Raw genomic sequence first — 23,129 nt, forward strand, 5'->3', positions numbered from 1 at the left:
TCTCATTCACAGGGAACACGCCAGCGGGTCCCCGTTGCCTGTCATAGTTGAGTAGCCGATTTCGTCGGCGATGTCGTAGATCGCTCGATGCTTCACTTCGCGCTCTCGGCGGAGCCACACCGGATCGAGGCTCAACGGTGATCCACGGCAAATCATCAGCGCCAGAACCTGGGTCAATCACTGCACGTGGTGGCCCGGGCGCTCCACAAGAATCGGTGATCGCTAGCTAACTTTAGTTAGCTAGCGATCTTGTTTAACAAGCAATGCGCGTCTGCTAATCTCCCCCGCATCTCGACAGAGGAGTTGCTGTCCCGCTACCGCGCCATATTCGTAAACCGCGAGAAGTGAAGCTGATGTGCCACAGTGATATTCGCGGTCGGGCCGTTACGGTGCTTACCCAGGATGATGTCGGCTTCACCACCGCGCGGGTCGTCGCGGTCGATGGAGTCCGGGCGGTGCAGCAGCATGACCATGTCGGCGTCCTGCTCGAGGGAGTTATGGACCGAAATCCCCTGTGCCACAAAGTTATGCGTGCCAGTAACGGTGCCGTCGTAGACGTCCTGCTCACCAATGCTGGTGATCTCGATGACCTCGTCCCAGAAGACATCATTGGTCGCGAGGTCGTGTAGCTCAGTGTCAGTCAGCACGGCCGCCGCCTGGTGCAGCCGCTTACGGCTCGGTGCGTGCTTCCACATAGTCGAGCCGCAGAACTGCGTACCCATCGCGTCGGCGAACCCTCGATGCGACATGCCGCGGCGGGTCAACGTCGACTTCACCTGCTGCCAAACCTCTTTGGGCACCGTGTCCAGGTTCGTGTTCGACTCAACGCCGCGCAGCTGCGCCAACAATTCAATGGCCTTGACGTCGCGCCCACCGTGCGCGCCTACGACCGTCACGAACCGACGCTGATTGGCGGCGCCGTAGATCAGAACGTGCCAGCAGTCGCGGTAGCCCGCCTTCTTCGCCCGCTTGATGCGCGCGAACACCCCGACGCGCAGCAGCAGCTGCACCACGTCGTCGGCCAGCTGACGGCTCGTCGTCGCGTAGTACACCCGACCCTGGCCAACCTTCGCGTCCCAGCGCACCGAGCCATCCGTCGCCCAGAGGTGCCGGAGGAACAACGCCACCTGATCATTAGGCAGCGCGAAAACCTCTTTGGGAACGAACTTTTCGTAGCTCCGCTTGCCGAACAGCCCCAGCTTGTCCAACCAGGCCGCGATCGGGTTCCGCTTGCCGTGGGTCAGGCGGTACGGTGCCGGCATCCGCAGCGTCGTCACGCGGGCGGCGGGGTATTCGTCGCGCACGGCCGTCACTCCGAAGTGCCGCGCCGCACCGGCAACGGCGACGAGGTTCGCCTCATCGATCGACGCGTAGCGGATCGGCTGGCGCTTGACGCACGAGCCGTCGCCGATCATGTGCGCGAGCATGATGACCTCGGACTCGTCCATCCGCTCGGTGTGCACCGGCTCAGGTACGGTGCGCGGCACCGCGAGACGATCACCAACAGCCAAGTCGCCCAAGGAAACCCAGCCGCTCAGCGTCATGAACGGGTGGTTGGCGGTGGCCTCCACCTGACGCCCGGAAGCCAGGCGCAGCAGGAAGACCTCCTTGTGCCCGCTGTAGAAGACGTTGGTCATGGGCCGGGCCACCATGCGCTTGCGGTCGTCGAGCGACCACACCAGCGGCCGCTCCCCCGTCGCCATCAGCTCACCGAAGGTGACCTCGGCGCCCGTGTCGGCGCGCAGGATGCGTGTCGAGGCGGTCAGGCAGCCCGACTCACGAAGGTCCGACACCTGCGGGCGCTTGTCGGTGCGCTGTTCGGGACCACGGTTCAGCTGGCTGATGGCGACCACGGGAACCTCGAGCTCCTTGGCCATCAGCTTCAGCGACCGTGAGAACTCCGAGACTTCCTGCTGCCGGGACTCGAACTTCTTACCCGAGGTCATCAGCTGCATGTAGTCCACGACGATGAGCCGCAGGTTGGCCTTCTGGTGCAGACGACGAGCCTTGGCCCGGATCTCCATCATGGTCAGGTTCGGTGAGTCGTCGATGTACAGCGGCGCCTCAGAGATCTCGCTCATACGGCGGGCCAGCTTGGTCCAGTCGTCGTCGCTCATGCGGCCCGACCGCATGTCACCGAGCTTGATCTTGGCTTCGGCCGAGAGCAGTCGCATGACGATCTCGGTCTTGCTCATTTCCAGCGAGAAGATGACGCTGGCCTGCTGGTGCTTGATCGAGCAGGACCGCATGAAGTCCAGTCCGATCGTCGAATTGTGCGTGGGCACCATCGACCGCCCGGCCAGGTACAGGTGGGCCGGGTTGTCGACCTCGACGCAGCGCACCGGCACCCAATCCACCCGGCGCACATCGGTGATCGTCACGGGGCGGGTGAGCACGGCCAGCCCGCCGGCGGTCAATGCCGGCTCGAGCCGGTCGGCGCCGGGCCTCAGGGTCGCGGTGGTGACGATGCCGCGGCCGGTCGGCCACTGGTGCGATGCGTCGGCCACGATGGTGGTGCCGTCCGACAGGTCGATCTCGTAGCACGGCCGCTCTTCCATCACCGGAGTCGCGGCCACCACGCGGGTGGGCTGTCCATTGGCGTCGACCAGCTCGTCGCCCACCGAGACGTCGCCCATGGTGGTCCAACCACCGGGCGTAGGCAGCGGGGTATCGAGTGCCAGCGCCTTACCCACACCGGGGCGCGCGGCGACGATGATCATCTGCCCGGGATGCAGACCGTTGGTGATCTCGTCGAGCTCGGTGAAGCCGGTCGGGATGCCACGCGAGATACCGCCATTGGAGGCAATGGCGTCGATCTCGTCCATGGTGGGCTGCAGCAGCTCCTCCAGGACGGTGAAATCCTCGCTGCTGCGCGTCTGCGTGACGTCGTACATCTCGGCCTGGGCCCGGTCCACCAGATCGGCCACATCGGCGCCTTCAGCGCCCGCGTAGCCGTACTGCACGACGCGGGTGCCGGCCTCGACGAGGCGACGCAGCGTGGCCTTCTCCGCGACGATGCCGGCGTAGAAGCCGGCATTGGCGGCGGTGGGCACGGTGGAGATCAGGGTGTGCAGATACGGGGCACCCCCGATGCGCTTGAGCAGACCGCGGCGATCGAGCTCGGCGGCGACGGTGACGGCGTCTGCGGGCTCCCCGCGACCGTAGAGGTCCAGGATGGCGTCGTAGACGTTCTGATGCGCCGGACGGTAGAAGTCACCGGGACGCAGCCGCTCCAGGACGTCAGCGACCGCGTCCTTGGACAGCAACATGCCACCCAGCACCGACTGCTCTGCAGCCATGTCCTGCGGCGGTTGACGGCCGAAATCCTCGCTGGGCGGCTCCTCCATGTCGGACCGACCCAGGTCGTCAGCGACAGCCACGAAGCGCTCCTCCCTCCCCCGAAATCAATGCCAAACAAGTGTTCGAAACGGGCTAGCCATGACCGTAGTTCACCCTGCCGACAAATCGGGCCCGCAAGCCGCTCACCTGTCGCGCGACGCATCACGCTAGACGTTGCTGGGGCCGTCCGAAACCACACCTGTTGATAACCCTGGGGATGAAATGTGGAAAGACGTGGACATCGATGTTGACCGGTTGGGGAGAACTTGTGGAATACCCGTGGGTAAATTCCCAAATGAGCACGTCAATGGCCTATATATCGGCTGTGTGCCTGTGTATGAGAATTGGTGCGGCGTGTCGTGCCGGGTAGCCATCTCGGGCGTGTTGTGTTGCGCGCGTATGGCAGAAAAGGGCCGCGCAGGTTAACAGCCGGCGTAGATCACTGTTTGCAGATTCGCCTAAAAAATTCGCCCGGTGTCGACAGAAAACGCCCGGGCGAAGTCAAAGATTGACTCCACCCGGGCGTTCTGCTGTTTGAGCTACCGCGTGCCTATCCGGCGACGACAGCCAGCGACACCGGCACGTTGACCGACGGGTGCAGACGCACCGCGATCTTGTGGGTGCCGACCGACTTGATGTGCGCCTTGGGTAGCTCCACGGTGCGCTTGTCCAGGTTCGGGCCACCGGCCTTCTTGATCGCGGCGACAACGTCGCCCGCGGTCACCGAACCGAACAGCTTGCCGCTGTCGGCACCGGCCTTGACAGCCAGCGACACGGGGCCGAGGGCCTCGATCGCCTGCTTCAGCTCGTTGGCGTGGTCCAGGTCGCGAACCGTCTTGGCGTCACGCGCACGACGGATCTCGTTGGCCTGACGCTCGGCACCACGGCTGGCCACGATGGCCAGGCCACGGGGCAGCAGGTAGTTGCGGCCGTAACCGTCGCGAACCTCGACGGCGTCGCCGGCCGAACCCAGGTGCTCGACCTCAGTGGTCAGAATGAGCTTCATATTTCTCAGTCCTCCCTATCGAGTCGACGCGCTGAACGGGAGCAACGCAACCTCGCGGGCGTTCTTCACGGCGATGGCGATGTCGCGCTGATGCTGCACGCAGTTACCGGTGACGCGACGGGCACGGATCTTGCCGCGCTCGCTGATGTAGGTCCGGAGCAGTCCGGTGTCCTTGTAATCGATGGTCTGCGCCTTCTTGGAGCAGAACACGCACTTGCGGGTCTTGACCGGCTTTTCCGGCGCCGGACGCCGCTTGGTGGCCTTGGCCATGTCTTTCTCTTTCTGGGTCTAGCTGGTTGCCCAGCCAATTACGTGGATCAGAAGGGCGGCTCGTCGTCGGCGCCGCCGAACGAACCCGATGCCGGGGCGCTGCCCCACGGGTCGTCGGCCGGAGCGCCGCCGCCAGCGGACTGACGGGAACCCCCGCCGCCTCCGCCGAAGCCGCCACCGCCTCCGCCACTGCGGTTGGCCTTGTTCACCTTCGCCGTCGCGTACCGCAGGGACGGGCCGATCTCGTCGACCTCGACCTCCATCACGGTGCGCTTCTCACCCTCACGGGTCTCGAACGAGCGCTGCTTCAGCCGGCCGGTCACGATGACACGCGACCCCCGGGTCAGGCTCTCGGCGACGTTCTCGGCCGCCTCACGCCAGATGTTGCAGCGGAGGAACAGCGCCTCCCCGTCCTTCCACTCATTGCTCTGCCGGTCGAACATCCGCGGCGTCGAGGCCACGGTGAAGTTCGCAACAGCAGCACCGGACGGCGTGAAACGCAGCTCCGGGTCAGCGGTCAGGTTTCCGATAACGGTGATGGTGGTGTCACCAGCCACGAGATCCTCCTGGGACGGATTGGGTGAATTAGGCGCGAGCCTACGCAAGGCCCGCGACAAATCCGCAGAGCTTCGGTGCTTCTAGTGCTTGTCGGTCCGCAGGACCTTGGTACGCAACACCGACTCGTTCAGGTTCAGCTGACGGTCGAGCTCGTTGACCGTGGCCGGTTCGGCCTTCAGGTCGACAACCGCGTAGATGCCTTCACCGTGCTTGGCGATCTCGTAAGCCAGCCGGCGACGGCCCCAGATGTCCACCTTTTCGACGCTGCCGCCGTCTTTGCGGACGACGTTCAGGAACGTCTCCAGCGACGGAGCTACGGTGCGCTCGTCAAGTGTGGGGTCGAGAATGACCATGATTTCGTATGGACGCATGTGGAACCCATCACCTCCTATGGTCGTATCGGCCACGGCGTGTTCCGTGGCAGGAGGGTCGCCTGCGTCGGCAACCGGCTCAGGCTACCCGAAGAGGCCCTGAGCTGCGAAATCGGCGCTCGGGAGAGCCGCCCTGGCGGAGCCGTCAGGATCGCTAGGCTGGGTGCACGATCATTCTCGGCGAGAGGGACGCATGACGTATCCGCAGGGGCCTTACGGCCAGGGATCTCCGGGGCAGCCCGGGTACCCGCAGCAGCCGGGGTATCCGCAAGGCTATCCGGCCCAGCCCGTCTACCAGCAGGGATACCCGCAACCGGGTGGTTATCCGGGCATGGCGCCCATGCCTGCCGCGGCGCCGAACGGCGGCACGGCGATCACTGCGGGGGTGCTGGCAGCGCTGGGCGCGTTGGCCGGCCTCGGCAGCGGGATTCTCGCGCTGATCGGGATTGCCGCGATCAAAAGTGATTCCGGGCTGTCGCACGGTACGGACCTCGGCGGCGGTGTCTACGCGGTGCTGATCGTCGGGAGCCTGGCCAGCATCGTCTTCGGCGCGGTGCTCCTGACCGGTTCCGTGATGTTGTTTCAACGCAAGATGCTCGGGCGCTGGCTCGTCGTTGGTGGGTGCACGCTCGCCATCGTGAGCAACGTGATCGGCTTCGCGGTACGCAGCGCTGCGACAGCCGGCTACCCGGGCTACGGCGGCTTCGGCGTGCTCCCGCTACTGGGCATGGTCTTCCCGATCACGACGATCGTGTTGATCATGCTGCCCTCGACCACCGCGTGGATTCAGGCCGGGCGCAACGCCGTTGCCCCGCAATATTTTCCGCAGTACCCGCAGTACCCGCAGTACCCGAGCTGAGTCGAGAGTTGGTTGTTGACCCTGCGCCAGCGGCGATGTCCACTCGAACTTCCCCGCCATGTCTTCAGGGTCAACGGCCACCACGGAAACCGCTGATACTGACCCTGTAGCCAGGGTTCGCCTACTCGAATTTTTGTGCCCTCAGCGCCGGGTCAACCTCGGGGCGAACAGCACCTAAGCCTCGGCCGTCTGCTTGATCGCCGCCAGCGTCAGCGGGATGCCTTCCTTCGCGTACTTCGTACGAAGGGCTATCTGGGCCTCGGCGTCGTCGGCCCAGCGCTCGTGGAAGCCCGCGATCCCGGCCGGCAGGAACTCCCACGACTGCGTCAGCCGGGTCCCCTCCTCGATGGGCTCGAGGGTGAAGCCCCAGCGCACCCAGCCGCCGTTGACCTCCCAGACAAACGCGCGGCCGGGCTCGGCGACCACCACCTGGCTGCGGGTCTCCCAGATCCGGCCGGGCACTTCGTTGCGGCCCTTGAACCAGGCACCGGCCACCGGGCCGGCGTCCTCGTCCTCCCACCAGCACTCTTTGCACTGTGGGCTCCACTTACCCATGTTGGTCACGTCGGAGACCAGTGCGTAGAGGGTTTCGGGATCGGTGTCGACGACGACGGAATCAGAGAAGGTCAGATCGGTCACGCCCACGACCCTGCCACCGCGGCCCGCGGAAAGCAGCTCATTTACGCCGTCGGCGCAAGCTCCGGTTCCGGGTCGCGATCGGGTTCGGGGGCGGCCGTCGGGCGCGGCCGCAACCGGGCCGGCAGCCAGCGGGGCGCATTGTCGCCGGCTTCGTCGAACACTCCGCCGGACGGATCGTCGATTCGGCCACCCCAGCGGACCAGGTCATGCTCGGGCCGGTAGATGGCGCGAACGACCAACGCGCACAACCCGATCACCGCGATGTCGCGCACCAGCACCGTCGTGGTGAAGAACTGTTCGGGCAGCCCGAACTTGGGATCGTCGTAGAGATACAGCATCCGGGGAATCCAGATCAGGGCGTCAATGGTCATCCACGCCAACAGGATTCGCCGATGCGGCAGCGCCAGTGCGGCCAGCGGCACCAGCCACAGCGAGTACTGCGGGCTCCACACCTTGTTGGTCAGCAGGAAAGCCGCGACCACGAGGAAGGCCAGCTGCGCGAGCCGCGGCCGCTGCGGAGCCGTCCACGCGACGTAAGCGATTGCCGCACAACACAAGACGAACAGCACCGCGCTGACGGCGTTGAGCACCGTCGGCGGTTGCCAGAAACCGAGGTTGGTGTCGAAACCGCCCCAGCCGGTGAACGACTTCACGACGTTGTAGAGCGAGTCCATGTCGTCGCCGCGGCGGGTGTTGAGCCGGAAGAACTCCGACCACCCGCGCGGATACATCACCATGATCGGCAGATTCACCGCGATCCACGTGACCAGCGCGGTGATCGCGGTCTTCGCCACCGGCCGCCACTTGCCGGTCCGCACCGCCAGCATCGCCAGCGGGATCAGCAACAGCAGTGGGTACAGCTTCAGGGCCACCCCGACCCCGATGAGCACACCGGCCACCACCGGTTTGCGGCGCGACCAGGCCAGCATGGCGCCGGCCGCACACGCGGTGGCGAGCGCGTCGAAGTTGGTGAACGCCTGGAAGATCAGGATCGGCGACCCAGCGACCACGGCGGCGTCCCAGGGCCGCCGCCCGGACATTCGCATGGTCGCCCAGACAGTGGCCATCCAGGCCAGGGCCAACCCGAACGCCGAGATGTTGAAGAACATGATCACTTCGGCGACCACGGGTATCCGCACCAGCTTCGACAGTGCCGTGTAGGTCTTGGCGACGGACATCGACGCGTACTGGTACATGCCGGTCAGCACCGGATACTCCATGTAGCGGACGGCGCGGGTGCCGTCGTACTGGACGCGCGGCTTGTGCGCGCTGTCAGTCTCGATCCAGCTGGACTTGTACGGGAACTTACCCAGATTGAGCAGCTCCGCGGTGTACAGCGGCACGGTGTCCGAGTAGCAGAACTCGTAGTAGGCCCGCTGGTTCTGCCAGTTGGCGACGCGCTGGTCCGCGGTGCCGGAACCGGTCGTCACCAGGCACGGCGCCTTGGTCGTGTAACCCAGCCCGAGAAAGACCAGTGCGATCAGCAGCATCACCCGGAACGGCGTGAGGAACGGCGCCCGGCCGATCATCGCGTGCCGGCCGACCGGCCCGCCGACGACACCGGACAGCGCCGCGCCCATGACGTCGGTCCGGCTGGGCAGGTCGCGGTCGTCGGCGCTGCGCAAGTCCGGGGCCAGCCGGGCCGGCGAGACCGTCACCACGGCGGACTCGTCTGGTTCCTCGACCGTCACGGCGGCGGCGGGGGGCCAGGCTGATTCGGGTCGCCACCACCCGGAGGCGGCGCGTCCTGGTGCGGGGCAACCTGCATGGTGGTCGGCGGGCCGAACGGAATCGTGATGCCCGGGGCGATAACGAGCGTCGGCTGGACCACAGTCTCCGTCGGAGCACCTGGCACCGGGACCTGCGGCTGGTCATCGGGCGACGGCGGCTTGATGACCGGCGCCTGCGGGACCCCGGCGTACCCACCGATGGCCGTCGGCTTCGGGAACGACTCGTTGTCAGTGCCCTTCAACGCGCCGTCCATCGTGGACTTCCAGATGTCCGACGGCAGCCCCGAGCCGTACACCGGCCCGCCGCCCTTGTTCACCAGGGGCTGCGTCCCGGCCGTCGTACCGACCCATACCGCAGTCGACAGCGACGGCGTGTAACCGACCATCCACGCGTCGCGGTTGGCGCCGGTGTCACCGAGCTGCACGGTGCCGGTCTTGGCCGCCGACGGCCGGCCGCCTGCCAGGTTGTGCCCGCGGGAGTAGCCGGCGATGGGCTGCATCGCGGAGGTCACGTTGTCCGCGACAGCCTTCGGAATCCGCTGTTCACCCGAATTGTCCTGGGACGTCGCGTCGTACAGCACCTGACCGTCGCCGTTGACGACCTTCTGGACGAAATGCGGCTTGTGGTACTCGCCGGACGCCGCGAGCGTGGCGTATGCGGACGCCATGTCCAGCGCACGGCTCTGGTACTGACCGAGCACCACACCGTTGTTGGGCGGTCCGCCCTTGCCGTCCTCGGACAGCGTGTGCTCGACGCCGGGGAAGCTGTCCGCGACGCCGGCCTTGTGCGCGGCGTCGGCAACGTCCTGCGCGCCGTGCTTGAGCTTGAGCATCAAGCGGTAATAGCTGGTGTTCAGCGACCGCTTCAGTGCCTCGGCGATGCTGCACGTACCGCAGCCCTCGCCCTCGACGTTGGTGATGTTGATGCCGTTGACCGTCACCGGCGAGCTGTCCACCTGGTAGCCCAGGCCGATGCCCTGCTCCAGCGCCGCCACCAAGGCGAAGACCTTGAACGACGAACCCGTCGGCAGACCAGCCTGCGCGAAGTCGAAGCCGTTGGCGTCGGAGCCGCCGTAGTAGGCCTTGATCCCGCCGGTATGCGGATCGACCGACACCACCGCCGCCCGCATATCGTCCGCCTGGCCGTCGAGGTACTTCGACACCGCATCTTCGGCAGCCTTCTGCGCCTTCGGGTCGATGGTCGTGGTGACCTGCAGCCCCTCGGTGTTCAGCGCCTGCTCGTTGATGTTGAAGATGCTCTGCAGTTCCTTCATCACCTGCCGCTGGATCAGCCCGTTGGGCCCTTCGGTCTGGTTCTGCTGGCGCGCCTGCTCCGGTGGCACGGTGGCCGGGAACTTCTGCTGAGCGCGGTCCTCTTTGGAGAGCGCGCCCATGGTCACCATGCCGTCGAGCACCCAGTTCCAGCGCTCGGCGGCGCCCTCCGGATCGACAGCAGGGTCCAGCGTCGAGGGCCGCTGGATCAGCGCCGCGAGCAGCGCGCCCTCGGCCACGTCGAGCTGCTCGACGGGCTTGCCGAAGTACGCCTTGGACGCCGCGGCGATGCCGTAGGTGCCGCGGCCGAAATAGATGATGTTCAGGTATGCCTGCAGCACTTCGTCTTTCGACCACTGCCGCGTCATCTTGGTGGAGATCACCAGCTCCTTGGCCTTGCGGACCAAGCCGCCCATACCGGAGCGGGCGTCGCCGACCAGCGCGTTCTTCACGTACTGCTGCGTGATGGTCGACCCGCCCTGCAGGTCGCCACCGAAGATGTTGTTCTTGAACGCGCGGACGAAGCCCGAGAACGAGAAGCCCGGATTGGTGTAGAAATCCCGGTCCTCGGCGGCCATCACCGCGTTACGCACGTGCACCGGAATCTGGTCGATGTTGACGTCGACCCGGTTGCCTTCCGGCGGAACGAACTTCGCGAGCTCGCTGCCGTCGCTGGCCAGGATGGTCGACACCTGGTTGGTGCGGATGTCACCCGGCTTGGGGATGTCGACGATGAGGTACGCCATGCCGAACGTGACGATCGGCAGCACCAGCAGCACCACGACGCCCGCATAACAGAGCCGCCGGAACAGCTTCCAGTTCCAGTTGATGTGCGGCAGCTGGGGCCCGCCGGACTTGCCACCGCCGGTCCGCGGTGGCGGTGGTGGCGGCGACTTCGGCGGCGGGGTCATACCCGCGCCCGCGCCGACAGGGAACTGGCTCGGACGCTTCGTGCCGTCCAGCGCTGCCTTCACGGCATCGATCGGATCCCGCAGCCGCGGGTCGTCGACCTTCCCGACCGGCGGCAGGATCATGGTGCGCCGGTCATCCGGCGGCACCGGGCCAGGGCGACCTTGCTGTGCGCCGGCGGCCGGTCCCCTGGCCGCGTCGTTATCCGACCGGCTGTGGCGCCCGGCCCCGCTCATTCCGTCACTCACTGGCGGTGCGCGCTTTCGAGCGCGCCGCGCGGGTGCCACGAGGCTTCGCTGCTTTCGGGGGACTCGGCGTCCCTAATACATATGACTTGACCAAATGATTCCAACTGCAAGTGCGGCATACCTCCACCACGTGAACCGCGAATTCGTCGAACTTGGCAGCCAGCAGGACGAGCTCCTCGGTGCTGCGGGCCGAACCAGACACCGCTCCGAGATGATCGCCGAAGACCCACGACACCAATGTCAGTGGCTCCTTGCGGCAGATCGGGCACATCACCGAACTGGTACGACCATGAAATTTTGCTGCGCGCAGCAGATACGGGTTGGCGTCACACACCTCGGTGACACCGGTGCGGCCTGAGTAGACCTCGGCCAGCAGTGACCTGCGCCGGAGCGCATAGTCAACCACCTGCCGCTGCAATCGCACGTTGACCAGAGTACGTCGGGCACCTGGACGCCGACGCGTGATGGCATGCATGTAGCCGGGTTGTAGCCAGCTTGGTAGGTGCCGTGGTAAATGGCCTGTGGCCGGGCTCACGCGAGCCTGCTGCCTGACCTCTACGCTTTCCCGGTGGCCACCGCAGCAACCCGGGCGAAAGACAGCGACCGCAACGACACGTGCCAGATACTGGACAGTGCGTTGGCCGACGGCCAGCTGTCCGCCGAGGAACACCGGCAGCGCGTCGCGTCGGCTACCACCGCTGTCACCCTCGGGGACCTGCGCTCGCTGGTGACCGACCTGCAGACCGGGAACGCGCCGGTCCAACTACCCAACTTGAAGACCGGTGCCGGGCGGCCCGTCCGCACCACCGGCTGGGGCATCCTGGCCGCCGGCGCCGCGGTGATGCTGGTGGTCGGCATCGCGATCGGCTGGGGTATCTACGCCGCGCCGGGCCAGTCCCCGATGACCGCCGCGCAAGACCCCGGCGCCAAGCCCGATGGCATCACCCCGATCGTGCTGACGCCGCCGCGCCAGCTGCAGTCGCTCGGCGGCCTGACCGGACTCCTCACCCAGATGAAGAAGAAGTTCGGCGATACCACTGGCTACGAGCTCTCGATCTATTCCGACTACGCGATCCTGGAGCGTCCCGATCCGGCCGAGCCACGTCGCGTGCTGCGGTACGACTACCGCGGCGGGTGGGACGACCCCGACACCACGTCGGTGGGCAGCGACGAGCGGGTCGTCGACCTCGGCAAGTTCGACGTGGAGAAGATCGCCGGCATCCTGCACGGCGCGCCGGAGACGCTCGGAATCAAGCGCAACGAGATCAGCACCGTCTACATCGACATCAAGGGCAGCAAGGACATCACCGCCCCGCAGGACACTGTCGCCATCTCGATCTACGTGTCCGGGAAGTTCAACAACAGCGGCTATATCGAGCTGGATCCGGACGGCAACCAGAAGCGCATCAATTACCCCAACTGATTCGCCGCATGTTCGGGCCGCGTTGACGGCCGCATCGAATACCGTTCATCTCCGCGTGCGCCGTCGATTGGCCCCGTATATATCGGCGCGATACTATTGTGCGAGGTGTTGAAGCGTCCTAGCGCTCAATATCTAGTGGCGTCAATTCACATAGTCGATTCGAGCTGGGAGGTGACACTGTGCTGGAGCTGGCCATCCTGGGGCTTCTGCTGGAGTCCCCCATGCACGGCTACGAGCTGCGCAAACGACTGACCGGGCTGCTCGGCGCATTCCGGGCCTTCTCATACGGCTCGCTCTACCCGGCGCTGCGCCGGATGCAGGCCGACGGCCTGATCGTCGAAGACGCGGCACCGCTCGGTTCGACGAAGGTGCGTCGCGCTCGCCGCGTCTACCAACTCACCGACACCGGCAAGCAACGGTTCACTGAACTCGTCGCGGACACCGGCCCCCAGAACTACACCGATGACGGATTCGGTGTGCACTTGGCGTTCTTCAACCGGACGCCCGCCGAAGCCAGGATGCGAATCCTGGAAGGGCGGCGCCGTCAGGTCGAGGAGCGTCGCGAAGGTCTGCGCGAGGCGATCGCACGGGCCAGCAGTTCACTCGACCGCTACACCCGCCAGCTGCATCAGCTCGGGCTCGAGTCCAGTGAGCGCGAAGTGAAATGGCTCAACGAGCTGATTGCTGCCGAGCGCGTGGCAACTGCCGGACCGACGGCACCGCCGTCACAAGGCCACGCCGACCAAACCTGAGCGCACACGCCCCCGGCGAATGCACTGGAAGAGTAGGAAAAGGAGACCGTCACATGTCTGAGTCGAACGAGGTTCGCGTCGCAATCGTCGGCGTAGGCAACTGCGCGGCATCGCTCGTACAGGGCGTGCAGTACTACCAGGACGCCGATGCGAACTCGACCGTCCCGGGCCTGATGCACGTCAAGTTCGGCCAGTACCACGTGCGCGACGTGAAGTTCGTCGCCGCGTTCGACGTGGACGCCAAGAAGGTCGGCTTCGACCTCTCCGAGGCCATCGGCGCTTCCGAGAACAACACCATCAAGATCGCCGACGTGCCGCCGACCGACATCATCGTGCAGCGCGGCCCGACCCTCGACGGCATCGGCAAGTACTACTCGGAGACCATCGAGGTGTCCGACGCCGAGCCGGTCGACGTGGTCAAGGCACTCAAGGACGCCCGTGTCGACGTCATGGTCTCCTACCTGCCCGTCGGCTCCGAAGAGGCCGACAAGTTCTACGCCCAGTGCGCCATCGACGCCAAGGTCGCGTTCGTCAACGCGCTGCCCGTGTTCATCGCTTCCGACCCGGTGTGGGCCAAGAAGTTCGAGGACGCCGGCGTCCCGATCGTCGGCGACGACATCAAGAGCCAGGTCGGCGCCACCATCACCCACCGCGTGATGGCCAAGCTGTTCGAGGACCGCGGCGTCACCCTGGACCGCACCTACCAGCTGAACGTCGGCGGCAACATGGACTTCAAGAACATGCTCGAGCGTGAACGTCTGGAGTCCAAGAAGGTCTCGAAGACCCAGGCCGTCACCTCCAACCTGACCGGCTCGCTGGCCGACAAGGTCTACGACAAGAACGTGCACATCGGCCCGTCGGACTATGTCGCGTGGCTCGACGACCGCAAGTGGGCGTACGTGCGCCTCGAGGGTCGCGCCTTCGGTGACGTGCCGCTGAATCTGGAGTACAAGCTCGAGGTGTGGGACTCCCCCAACTCGGCCGGCATCATCATCGACGCTGTGCGCGCCGCCAAGATCGCCAAGGACCGCGGCCTCGGTGGCCCGATCCTGCCGGCCTCGGCCTACCTGATGAAGAGCCCGCCGGTGCAGGTCTCCGACGACCTCGCCCGTGCGCAGCTGGAAGCCTTCATCGCGGGCTAGTCTTTCTTTCGTCATAGTGGGCGGCCAGGTGAAACCTGGCCGCCCACTTGGCGTTTGAGGCGACGGGCGATCAGGACCACCGTCCTGTGAGACTGGCCACAACTGCCGTTCAAACTGGATTGAGTCCAAAAAATACGACTAAGGTGGGTACTCGTAACAGACATCCGACAGACCCGAAGAGAGGTTCTCGTGGCCCTGATCAACAAGCAGATCAAGCCGTTCTCCGCCACCGCGTACAAGAACGGCACATTCATCCCCGTGTCGGACGCCGACATCAAGGGCAAGTGGGCCATCTTCTTCTTCTACCCGGCCGACTTCACCTTCGTCTGCCCGACCGAACTCGGCGACCTCGCCGACCACTACGAGGAGCTGCAGCGCCTCGGCGTCGAGGTGTTCTCGGTATCCACCGACACCCACTTCACCCACAAGGCGTGGCACGACTCGTCCGACACCATCGGCAAGGTCCAGTACGCCATGATCGGCGACCCGACACTGCAGATCAGCACCGACTTCGAGGTGCTGCGTGAGGGCCAGGGCCTGGCCGACCGCGGCACCTTCCTGGTCGACCCCGACGGCGTCATCCAGTTCACTGAGGTCACTGCCGAGGGCATCGGCCGCAACGCCGCCGAGCTGGTCCGCAAGGTCAAGGCCGCCCAGTACGTGCGCAACCACCCGGGCGAGGTCTGCCCGGCCAAGTGGGAAGAGGGCGAAGAGACCCTGGCTCCGTCGCTGGAACTCGTCGGCAAGATCTAGCACCGACGTCGCTGGTGAGCGGTACGGGCCTGGTCCGCCCGCCCCGTGCCGCTCACCAGAACTGCTTCATCCCAAAATCTTTCGGGCCGCAAACGGCCCAGCCAGACCTATCCTCGATGGAGTTGATCCGCATGCTCGACACCGCACTCGCCGGCCAATTGAAGTCCCTGCTGGAGCGGCTGACCGTGCCGATCGAGCTGGTGTCCTCCCTCGATGACGGCCCCAAGTCCGCCGAACTCGCCGAACTGCTCACCGAGATCGCGGCGATGTCGGACAAGATCACCTACTCGCGAGCAGACGACGACGCCCGCCGGCCGTCGTTCGCCATCCGCCGCACCGGTACAGACGTCGAGGTCCGGTTCGCCGGCATCCCCCTCGGCCACGAGTTCTCCTCGCTGGCGCTGGCCCTGCTGCAGGTCGGCGGGCATCCCTCGAAGGAAGCCCCCGAACTGCTCGAGCAAGTGCGTGGCCTCGATGCCGACCTGCACTTCGAGACCTACTTCTCGCTGTCCTGCCAGAACTGCCCCGACGTGGTGCAGGCGCTGAACCTGATGGCGATCCTCAACCCGCGCATCACCCATGTCGCCATCGACGGCGCGCTGTTCAAGGACGAGGTCGAACAGCGCAAGGTGCTGGCGGTGCCCACGGTCTTCCTGAACGGTGAGGTGTTCGACTCCGGCCGCATGACCCTCGAGCAGATCATCGGCAAGGTCGACGTCGGCGCAGCGCAGCGCACCGCCGAAGCCATCGCCGAGAAGGACCCCTTCGACGTGCTGGTCGTCGGCGGTGGCCCAGCAGGCGCGGCGGCCGCAATCTACGCGGCCCGCAAGGGAATTCGCACCGGTGTGGTCGCCGAGCGGTTCGGTGGCCAGGTGCTCGACACCATGGCCATCGAGAACTACATCTCCGTCCCCCACACCGAGGGACCGAAGTTCGCCGCGGCACTGGAAGCCCATGTCGGCGAGTACGAGGTCGACGTCATGAAGACCCAGCGCGGGGCGAAGCTGCTGCCCGCACTCGACGAGGGCGGTCTCATCGAGATCTCGCTGGAGAGCGGCGCCTCGCTGACCGCGCGCACCGTGATCCTCGCGACCGGCGCCCGCTGGCGCGCCATGGACGTGCCCGGTGAGGCCGAGTACCGCAACAAGGGCGTCACCTACTGCCCGCACTGCGACGGACCGCTGTTCAAGGGCAAGCGCGTCGCCGTCGTCGGCGGCGGCAACTCCGGCGTGGAGGCCGCGATCGACCTCGCCGGCGTCGTCTCCCACGTGACGCTCATCGAGTTCGACTCGGTGTTGCGCGCCGACGAGGTGCTGCAGCGCAAGCTCCGCAGCCTGCCGAACGTCGACGTCCTGCTGAGCACGCTGACCACCGAGGTCCTCGGCGACGGCGACCAGGTCACCGGCCTGACCTACCAGGACCGCACCACCGGCGAGTCGCACCACCTCGACCTGCAGGGCGTCTTCGTCCAGATCGGTCTGCTGCCCAACACCGAGTGGCTGGAAGGCAGCGTCGAGCTGTCCAAGCGCGGCGAGATCGTCATCGACGAACGTGGCCAGACGTCGGTGCCTGGCGTGTTCGCCGCCGGCGACTGCACGACGGTGCCGTTCAAGCAGATCGTCATCGCCGCCGGAGCCGGCGCGACCGCTGCCCTGTCGGCGTTCGATCACCTGATCCGGACCACCGCTCCCGTCGGCAGCTGAGCGGTTCCCGCACCGGGGGTAATGTCCGCAGATGTGGCCCTCGACATTTCTGACGACGACCTGCTGAGGCTCGACGAGTTCGCGCTGCTGCCCGAGAACGCCGAGCAGATCGGCGCGGCCGGTCCGCTGCCGACGGTATCGCGGATAGACAACGGACCGATCAGCATGCTGAAGTGGGGCATCGCCGCACCCGAGGTGGTGTTCCTGCACGGCGGTGGGCAGAACGCGCACACCTGGGACACCGTGATCCTCGGGCTCGGGGTGCCGGCACTGGCGATCGACCTGCCCGGGCACGGGCGGTCGGCGTGGCGCGAGGACGGCGACTACGGCCCGAAGCTCAACGCTGAAACTCTTCGGTCGGTGCTCCGCACACACGCACCCGACGCCCGACTGGTGGTCGGGATGTCGCTGGGTGGGCTGACGGCGCTGCGCATCGCGGCGACCGAGCCATCCCTGGTGCCCGAGCTGGTACTGGTGGACGTCACCCCGTCGGCGCCCGAACGGCACGAGCAGATGACGAAGGCACAACTCGGCGCGGTCGCGCTGGTGAAGGGCGACCGGAGCTTCCCCAGCTTCCAGGCGATGCTGGACGTCACCGCGGCGGCGTCGCCGCACCGCAGTCGGAACTCGTTGCGCCGCGGCGTCTTTCACAACGCCAAGCAACTCGACGACGGCACCTGGACCTGGCGGTACGACTCGTTCCGCAGCGGTGACGGTTTTGTCGGACTGTGGGACGACGTCCCGTCCATCACCATGCCGACGACACTGGTGCGCGGCGCCAAGTCGTACTTCGTGAACGACGACGATGCCGCCGCCTTCGCCGCCGGCGCGCCAGGTTTCCAGCGGACGCATGTGGTCGCCGATTCCGGGCATTCGGTGCAGGGCGACCAGCCCGCGGCGCTCGTCGAGATCCTGCGGGGCGTCCTCGGCGGTTAGCGTGGGGCCATGACCCAACCCATCCGCATCGGGGTCCAACTGCAACCCCAGCACTCCCCCAATTACGGCTTGATGCGCGACGCGGTCCGTCGCAGCGAGGACCTCGGCGTCGACGTCGCCTTCAACTGGGACCACTTCTTCCCGTTGTACGGCGACCCCGACGGCGCGCATTACGAATGCTGGACCATGCTGGGCGCGTGGGCCGAGCAGACCTCGCGCATCGAGATCGGGGCGCTGGTCACCTGTAACTCGTACCGCAATCCGGAACTGCTGGCCGATATGGCGCGGACGGTGGACAACATCTCCGACGGGCGACTGATCCTGGGCATCGGATCGGGCTGGAAAGAGAAGGACTACGACGAGTACGGCTACGAATTCGGCACGGCCGGAAGCAGACTCGACGACCTGGCGGCGGCCATGCCGCGGATCATGTCGCGGCTGGGCAAGCTGAACCCCCAGCCGGTGCGCGAGATCCCGATCCTGATCGGCGGGCAGGGCGAGCGCAAGACGCTGAAGCTCGTCGCCCAGTACGCGCAGATGTGGCAAAGCTTCACCACGGCGTCGACCTATCCGGAGAAGGCCGCCGTCCTGGACCGGCACTGCGCCGACGTCGGTCGCGACCCCAGCACCATCGTGCGCTCCGCCGGCGTCGACAACAGCGGCGACGGCCTGATCGCCAACGCCGAAGCCCTTACCGCACTGGGTGTTTCGTTGCTGACGGTGGGCGTCAACGGGCCCGACTACGACCTGGGCGACGCCGAGAAGCTGTGCCGCTGGCGCGACAGCCAGTAGTCGAGGCGGCCCGGCCGGATGAATTCCCGGCGAGCTGAAGCCGGGGCATTCGGCCGGGTACCGGCTAGGTTGACCTGCGTGACCTCTTTCCTGCGTGCGACGGTAGCGATACTGGTGGCACTCCTGGTCGGCTCGCTGTGCGTGGGCGTCCCGGCCCGCGCCACCACCGACCAGTGCGCACCGCCCGGCGAGCAGAGCGCCAGCGCGCTGCCCACCAACCTGGCCACCGCCGCCCAGGGCGACGGCACCGACAAGTACACGACGCCTGGCACCCAACCGCTTTCGACGGTGCGCCCGGACGCCTTGGGGCTGGGCACGCCCGGAGTGCTGACCGTCGGCACGCTGTCCGACGCGCCACCGAGCATCTGTATCAACTCCAGCGGCCAGTTCACCGGGTTCGACAACGAGCTGCTGCGGGCCATCGCCGAGAAGATCGGCCTGCGCGTCAACTTCGTCGGCACCGACTTCGCCGGACTGTTGGCCCAAGTGGCTTCGCGCCGGTTCGACGTCGGATCGTCGTCGATCACCACGACGGACGCCCGTCGCCGCACCGTCGGATTCACCAATGGCTATGACTTCGGCTACTTTTCGCTCGTCGTGCCGACCGGGTCGGCGATCAACGGCTTCGGCGCGCTGAAGCCGGGGCAGCGCATCGGCGTCGTGCAGGGCACGGTGCAGGAGGCCTACGTCGTCGACACCCTGCACCTGCAGCCGGTCAAATTCCCGGACTACGCCACGGTGTACGCCAACATCAAGACCCGGCAGATCGATGCCTGGGTCGCGCCGTCACAACAGGCGTCCGGCACGGTACAGCCCGGTGACCCGGCCCGGATCGTCGAAAACACCTTCAGCTTGGACAATTTCGTGGCCTACGCGGTCGCGAAGGAGAACAAGCCGCTGATCGACGCGCTCAACGCGGGACTCGACGCGGTGATCGCCGACGGTACCTGGGCCAAGCTCTACTCGAACTGGGTGCCGCGCGCCCTGCCGCCCGGCTGGAAGCCCGGATCGAAGGCGGCGCCGCTGCCGCAACTGCCCGACTTCAACGCCATCGCGGCCGCGCATGCGTCGGCCGCTCCGACGTCCGGTCCCGGACCGAAATCCACACTGTCCCAACTGAAGGACGCGTTCGGGGACTGGCACCTCTACCGGCAGGCCATCCCCGACCTGTTCAAGACCGGCCTGCCCAACACCCTCATCCTGACCGTCAGTGCCAGCGTCATCGGCCTGACCATCGGCATGGCGCTGGCCATCGCCGGTATCTCCCGGTCCCGCTGGCTGCGCTGGCCGGCCCGGGTGTACACCGACATCTTCCGCGGCCTGCCGGAAGTCGTGATCATTCTGGTGATCGGGCTGGGCATCGGACCGGTGGTGGGCTCGCTGACCGGAAACAACCCCTACCCCTTGGGAATTGCCGCGCTGGGGCTGATGGCCGGCGCCTACATCGGTGAGATTCTGCGCTCGGGCATCCAGAGCGTGGACGCCGGCCAACTCGAGGCCTCGCGCGCGCTGGGCTTCGGCTACCCGGCGTCGATGCGCCTGGTCGTGGTGCCACAAGGGGTGCGACGGGTGCTGCCCGCATTGATGAACCAGTTCATCTCGCTGCTGAAAGCGTCGTCGCTCGTGTACTTCCTCGGGCTGATCGCCAGCCAGCGCGAGCTGTTCCAGGTCGGCCGCGACCTCAACGCGCAGACCGGAAACCTTTCTCCCCTGGTCGCTTCCGGTTTGTTCTACCTGGCCCTGACCGTTCCGCTGACCCATCTGGTCAACTACATCGACCGGCGACTGAGCAAGGGCAAGCCCGCCGCAGCCGAGATCCCGACTCAGGAGATCATATGACCACGCCACAAGCAGTTTCGTTGGCCGCCAAGGACATTCACCTATCCTTCGGCGCCAGCACGGTGCTGCGCGGCGTCGACCTGGACGTCCCGGCCGGCACCACGACGGCCGTCATCGGGCCGTCGGGCTCGGGCAAGTCGACGCTGCTGCGCACCCTGAACCGGTTGTACGAACCGGACCGCGGCGACATCCTTCTCGACGGGCGCTCGGTCCTCAAAGACAACCCCGATCAGCTGCGCCAGCGGATCGGCATGGTGTTCCAGCACTTCAACCTTTTCCCGCACCGGACGGTGCTGGAGAACGTCACCCTCGGGCCCCGCAAACTCAAGCGCCTGGACACCGACGCGGCCCGCGAACTCGGCCTGCAGCTGCTGGACCGGGTCGGGCTCAAACACAAGGCCCAGGTCCGGCCCAGCACCCTCTCAGGCGGTCAACAGCAACGTGTCGCGATCGCGCGTGCGCTGGCCATGAGCCCCCAGGTGATGTTCTTCGATGAGGCCACTTCCGCCCTGGATCCCGAACTTGTGAAGGGCATCCTGGCGCTGATCAGCGAACTCGGCGCGGACGGCATGACCATGGTCGTGGTCACCCACGAGATGGGTTTCGCCCGGTCAGCGGCAGATGCGGTGGTGTTCATGGACGGTGGCCGCGTGATCGAGACCGGAACGCCCAGGCAAATTTTCGAATCCGCCGCTACTCAACGTTTACGTCAATTTCTGGCACAGGTTGTCTAACTGCGACCAGTTTCCGGCATACACGTTAGACTATCGAACTATGTCGTCGACGGAACCGCAGGTCGCGGACCTTGCAGGAGACCTGCAGCAGGTCCTCTCCAAGCTGTTCAACGTGATGCGCCGACGCGTCGAAATCCCTAAGGACGCCGAAGCCGGCGCCGATCTGACGTTGGCGCAGCTATCCATCCTGCTGACCCTGCTGGACCGCGGACCCATCCGGATGACCGAGTTGGCCGCGCACGAACGGGTCCGCACGCCCACCACCACGGTGGCGATCCGGCGGTTGGAGAAGCTGGGTCTGGTCAAGCGGTCGCGTGACCCTTCCGACCTGCGCGCCGTCCTGGTGAACGTGACGCCGCGGGGACTCGTGCAGCACCGCGAGGCCTTGGAAGCCCGGCGCAAGGTGCTGGTCGCGATGATGTCGAAGCTGACGCCCGAGGACATCGAAAGCATCTCCAGGGCCCTTGCGCCGCTGGAGAAGCTGGCGACCAGCAACGACGACTAGGTCAACCCAGCCAGTCCAGTACCGCGGCGGCAGTCCACGACTGCTGCATGCTGCCCAGCGGTTCCCCGGTGAACGGTTCGTAGTATTCGGCGAACGTGCCGTCGCTGGCCTGCCGCAAGCCTTCCCGCCGCAGGATCGATGCGCGCTCGGCCCAGCCGCGGCGCGCGAAACACCACGAGAACAGCCACGTCATCACAGGCCAGACCGGGCCGCGCCAATACTCGCGTGGGCGGAAGTCGCGGGACACCGGTGACGTCGACGGGATCAGCGGGTACTTGAGGTCGGGATGCGCACAGAACCGCGGGCCTTCCAGCAACCGCAGCAGCGCGCGTTCGCGCTCATGCGGCAGGCCCCCGCAGAGCAATGGCGCGAACTGCGCCACCGTCTCACTCTGAATCCATTTGCCGGCGCGCAGATCGAAGTCGCGGGCCGCTCCGGTGCGGTCATCCGTGGTCGCCACCACGCCCTGGCGAAACCGTTCGGCCCACGAATATAGCTCGCGCACATCAGAATTCGGGCGCTTGTAGTCCTCACCGAGCTCCGCCAGCACGGTGCACGCCACCGACAGGATGGCCGAGACGAAGACGTCCTCGACCTGAAAACTCATGACCTTCGGCAGCAGGGCGTCGTCGTACCGGACCGACTTCATCTCCTCGAGCAGCCATAGGTAGCGGTCGTACTCGACGTCGGACGGACGCTGGCTGGTATCGGTGATGATCGCGTTGTCCTCACGCTGATACTCGGGCACCGCACCCGGAACCACGTTGGCGTAGGCGCTATCCCACCGCGGCGAGTTGTCCATGCCGGATTCCCAGCCGTGATACAGCGTCACCCGGCCGTGCTCTTGCGGGTCGCGCGCCTCGGCCAGCCAGCGGTGCCAGCGCACCAAGTCGTCCCACCGGCGGTCCAGGAACGCCTCGGCGACCACGCGCGTCGACCTGCCGCGGGTGCGGGCGTGGTCGAGAATGCGTTGCACCGCAATGGCATGCACCGGCGGCTGGGTGATCCCGGAAGTCTCCCGATTGCGCGGCGCGTTGACGGCGAGCGTGGAGGTCTCCCACCTGGCCGGCCCGGGAAAGTAGCCGTCGACCCCGTTGGCGAACACGATGTGCGGGATCATGCCGTTGGCCCACTGCGCCGACAACAACGTGTCCAGTTCGACGACGGCGCGCTCGACGGTCAGCGACGCCAGACCGATCGACACGAACGCGGCGTCCCAGCTCCACATGTGCGGGTACAGCAGCGGCGCTGCCGTCGTCATCACACCCAGGTCATTGCCGCGCAGCAGGTAGGCGGCGCGGGCGGAGAGTTGGGTGGGCGCGAAGCTGTGGTCCGGTGGCATCGCTGTC

At 66.3% G+C, this 23,129-nt stretch carries 21 protein-coding genes; 11 read left to right on the plus strand and 10 right to left on the minus strand.

Annotation, left to right across the window (positions count from 1 at the left end; translation table 11 throughout):
• Positions 1 to 314: 314 nt before the first annotated feature.
• The 5 genes from ACX12F_RS29020 to rpsF all read right to left on the minus strand — a co-directional run bounded on the left by ACX12F_RS29020 (position 315) and on the right by rpsF (position 5,544).
• Positions 315 to 3,380 (minus strand): replicative DNA helicase, encoded by a 3,066-nt coding sequence (locus ACX12F_RS29020; RefSeq protein ID WP_459367663.1) that lies wholly within the window; start codon positions 3,378 to 3,380, stop codon positions 315 to 317.
• A 509-nt stretch (positions 3,381 to 3,889) separates the two neighbouring features.
• Positions 3,890 to 4,345 carry a 50S ribosomal protein L9 gene (rplI, locus tag ACX12F_RS29025; protein WP_459367664.1) on the minus strand — a complete coding sequence of 152 codons (456 nt, stop codon included), beginning with the start codon at positions 4,343 to 4,345 and terminating at the stop codon, positions 3,890 to 3,892.
• 15 nt (positions 4,346 to 4,360) lie between these two features.
• Positions 4,361 to 4,615: a 30S ribosomal protein S18 gene (gene rpsR / locus ACX12F_RS29030; RefSeq protein WP_459367665.1), complete on the minus strand. Its 255-nt coding sequence runs from the start codon at positions 4,613 to 4,615 to the stop codon at positions 4,361 to 4,363.
• 47 nt (positions 4,616 to 4,662) lie between these two features.
• Positions 4,663 to 5,172, minus strand: a complete 510-nt coding sequence (locus tag ACX12F_RS29035; RefSeq protein WP_064857464.1) for a single-stranded DNA-binding protein — start codon at positions 5,170 to 5,172, stop codon at positions 4,663 to 4,665.
• An 81-nt stretch (positions 5,173 to 5,253) separates the two neighbouring features.
• Positions 5,254 to 5,544, minus strand: a complete 291-nt coding sequence (gene rpsF, locus ACX12F_RS29040) for a 30S ribosomal protein S6 (RefSeq protein ID WP_020099843.1) — start codon at positions 5,542 to 5,544, stop codon at positions 5,254 to 5,256.
• Between the two features lie 193 nt (positions 5,545 to 5,737).
• Between rpsF and ACX12F_RS29045 the strand changes: the two genes are divergently transcribed.
• Positions 5,738 to 6,403 (plus strand): hypothetical protein, encoded by a 666-nt coding sequence (locus ACX12F_RS29045; protein ID WP_459367666.1) that lies wholly within the window; start codon positions 5,738 to 5,740, stop codon positions 6,401 to 6,403.
• A 174-nt stretch (positions 6,404 to 6,577) separates the two neighbouring features.
• Here ACX12F_RS29045 and ACX12F_RS29050 read toward each other — a convergent pair whose 3' ends face one another.
• The 4 genes from ACX12F_RS29050 to ACX12F_RS29065 are packed head-to-tail and all read right to left on the minus strand — an operon-like array spanning position 6,578 to position 11,625.
• Complete coding sequence (locus ACX12F_RS29050) at positions 6,578 to 7,042, minus strand: SRPBCC family protein (protein ID WP_459367667.1); 465 nt, start codon at positions 7,040 to 7,042, stop codon at positions 6,578 to 6,580.
• Between the two features lie 41 nt (positions 7,043 to 7,083).
• Positions 7,084 to 8,733 carry a glycosyltransferase family 87 protein gene (locus ACX12F_RS29055; RefSeq protein WP_459367668.1) on the minus strand — a complete coding sequence of 550 codons (1,650 nt, stop codon included), beginning with the start codon at positions 8,731 to 8,733 and terminating at the stop codon, positions 7,084 to 7,086.
• Positions 8,730 to 11,189: a transglycosylase domain-containing protein gene (locus ACX12F_RS29060; protein ID WP_459367669.1), complete on the minus strand. Its 2,460-nt coding sequence runs from the start codon at positions 11,187 to 11,189 to the stop codon at positions 8,730 to 8,732. The genes ACX12F_RS29055 and ACX12F_RS29060 overlap by 4 nt, the downstream gene beginning before the upstream one ends.
• A gap of 4 nt (positions 11,190 to 11,193) precedes the next feature.
• Positions 11,194 to 11,625 (minus strand): DUF5318 domain-containing protein, encoded by a 432-nt coding sequence (locus tag ACX12F_RS29065; protein WP_020099850.1) that lies wholly within the window; start codon positions 11,623 to 11,625, stop codon positions 11,194 to 11,196.
• Positions 11,626 to 11,769: 144 nt separating this feature from the next.
• Here ACX12F_RS29065 and ACX12F_RS29070 point away from each other — a divergent pair, with 144 nt between their 5' ends.
• From ACX12F_RS29070 to ACX12F_RS29115, 10 genes are all read left to right on the plus strand, one after another.
• Positions 11,770 to 12,624, plus strand: a complete 855-nt coding sequence (locus tag ACX12F_RS29070) for a DUF1707 SHOCT-like domain-containing protein (RefSeq protein ID WP_459367670.1) — start codon at positions 11,770 to 11,772, stop codon at positions 12,622 to 12,624.
• A gap of 179 nt (positions 12,625 to 12,803) precedes the next feature.
• Positions 12,804 to 13,376: a PadR family transcriptional regulator gene (locus ACX12F_RS29075; protein WP_459367671.1), complete on the plus strand. Its 573-nt coding sequence runs from the start codon at positions 12,804 to 12,806 to the stop codon at positions 13,374 to 13,376.
• Positions 13,377 to 13,429: 53 nt separating this feature from the next.
• Positions 13,430 to 14,518: an inositol-3-phosphate synthase gene (locus tag ACX12F_RS29080; RefSeq protein WP_459367672.1), complete on the plus strand. Its 1,089-nt coding sequence runs from the start codon at positions 13,430 to 13,432 to the stop codon at positions 14,516 to 14,518.
• A gap of 189 nt (positions 14,519 to 14,707) precedes the next feature.
• Positions 14,708 to 15,271 (plus strand): alkyl hydroperoxide reductase subunit C, encoded by a 564-nt coding sequence (ahpC, locus tag ACX12F_RS29085; protein ID WP_459367673.1) that lies wholly within the window; start codon positions 14,708 to 14,710, stop codon positions 15,269 to 15,271.
• A gap of 131 nt (positions 15,272 to 15,402) precedes the next feature.
• Positions 15,403 to 16,974, plus strand: a complete 1,572-nt coding sequence (gene ahpF, locus ACX12F_RS29090; RefSeq protein ID WP_459367674.1) for an alkyl hydroperoxide reductase subunit F — start codon at positions 15,403 to 15,405, stop codon at positions 16,972 to 16,974.
• A gap of 21 nt (positions 16,975 to 16,995) precedes the next feature.
• Positions 16,996 to 17,910, plus strand: a complete 915-nt coding sequence (locus ACX12F_RS29095) for an Rv0045c family esterase (protein WP_459367675.1) — start codon at positions 16,996 to 16,998, stop codon at positions 17,908 to 17,910.
• Positions 17,911 to 17,919: 9 nt separating this feature from the next.
• Positions 17,920 to 18,702, plus strand: coding sequence for an LLM class F420-dependent oxidoreductase (locus ACX12F_RS29100; protein ID WP_459367676.1), 783 nt, complete (start codon positions 17,920 to 17,922; stop codon positions 18,700 to 18,702).
• 78 nt (positions 18,703 to 18,780) lie between these two features.
• Entirely contained in the window at positions 18,781 to 20,541 is a 1,761-nt protein-coding gene (locus tag ACX12F_RS29105) for an ABC transporter substrate-binding protein/permease (protein ID WP_459367677.1), read from the plus strand.
• The gene (locus ACX12F_RS29110; protein WP_459367678.1) at positions 20,538 to 21,275 is read left to right on the plus strand and encodes an amino acid ABC transporter ATP-binding protein; all 738 of its coding nucleotides are present in this window, start codon (positions 20,538 to 20,540) and stop codon (positions 21,273 to 21,275) included. Before ACX12F_RS29105 ends, ACX12F_RS29110 begins: the two co-directional genes overlap by 4 nt.
• 40 nt (positions 21,276 to 21,315) lie before the next feature.
• Positions 21,316 to 21,780: a MarR family winged helix-turn-helix transcriptional regulator gene (locus ACX12F_RS29115; protein WP_459367679.1), complete on the plus strand. Its 465-nt coding sequence runs from the start codon at positions 21,316 to 21,318 to the stop codon at positions 21,778 to 21,780.
• A 1-nt stretch (position 21,781) separates the two neighbouring features.
• Here ACX12F_RS29115 and ggh read toward each other — a convergent pair whose 3' ends face one another.
• Complete coding sequence (gene ggh, locus ACX12F_RS29120) at positions 21,782 to 23,122, minus strand: glucosylglycerate hydrolase (protein WP_459367680.1); 1,341 nt, start codon at positions 23,120 to 23,122, stop codon at positions 21,782 to 21,784.
• Between the last annotated feature and the right edge of the window lie 7 nt (positions 23,123 to 23,129).

This window comes from Mycolicibacterium sp. HS_4_1 (assembly GCF_054515875.1).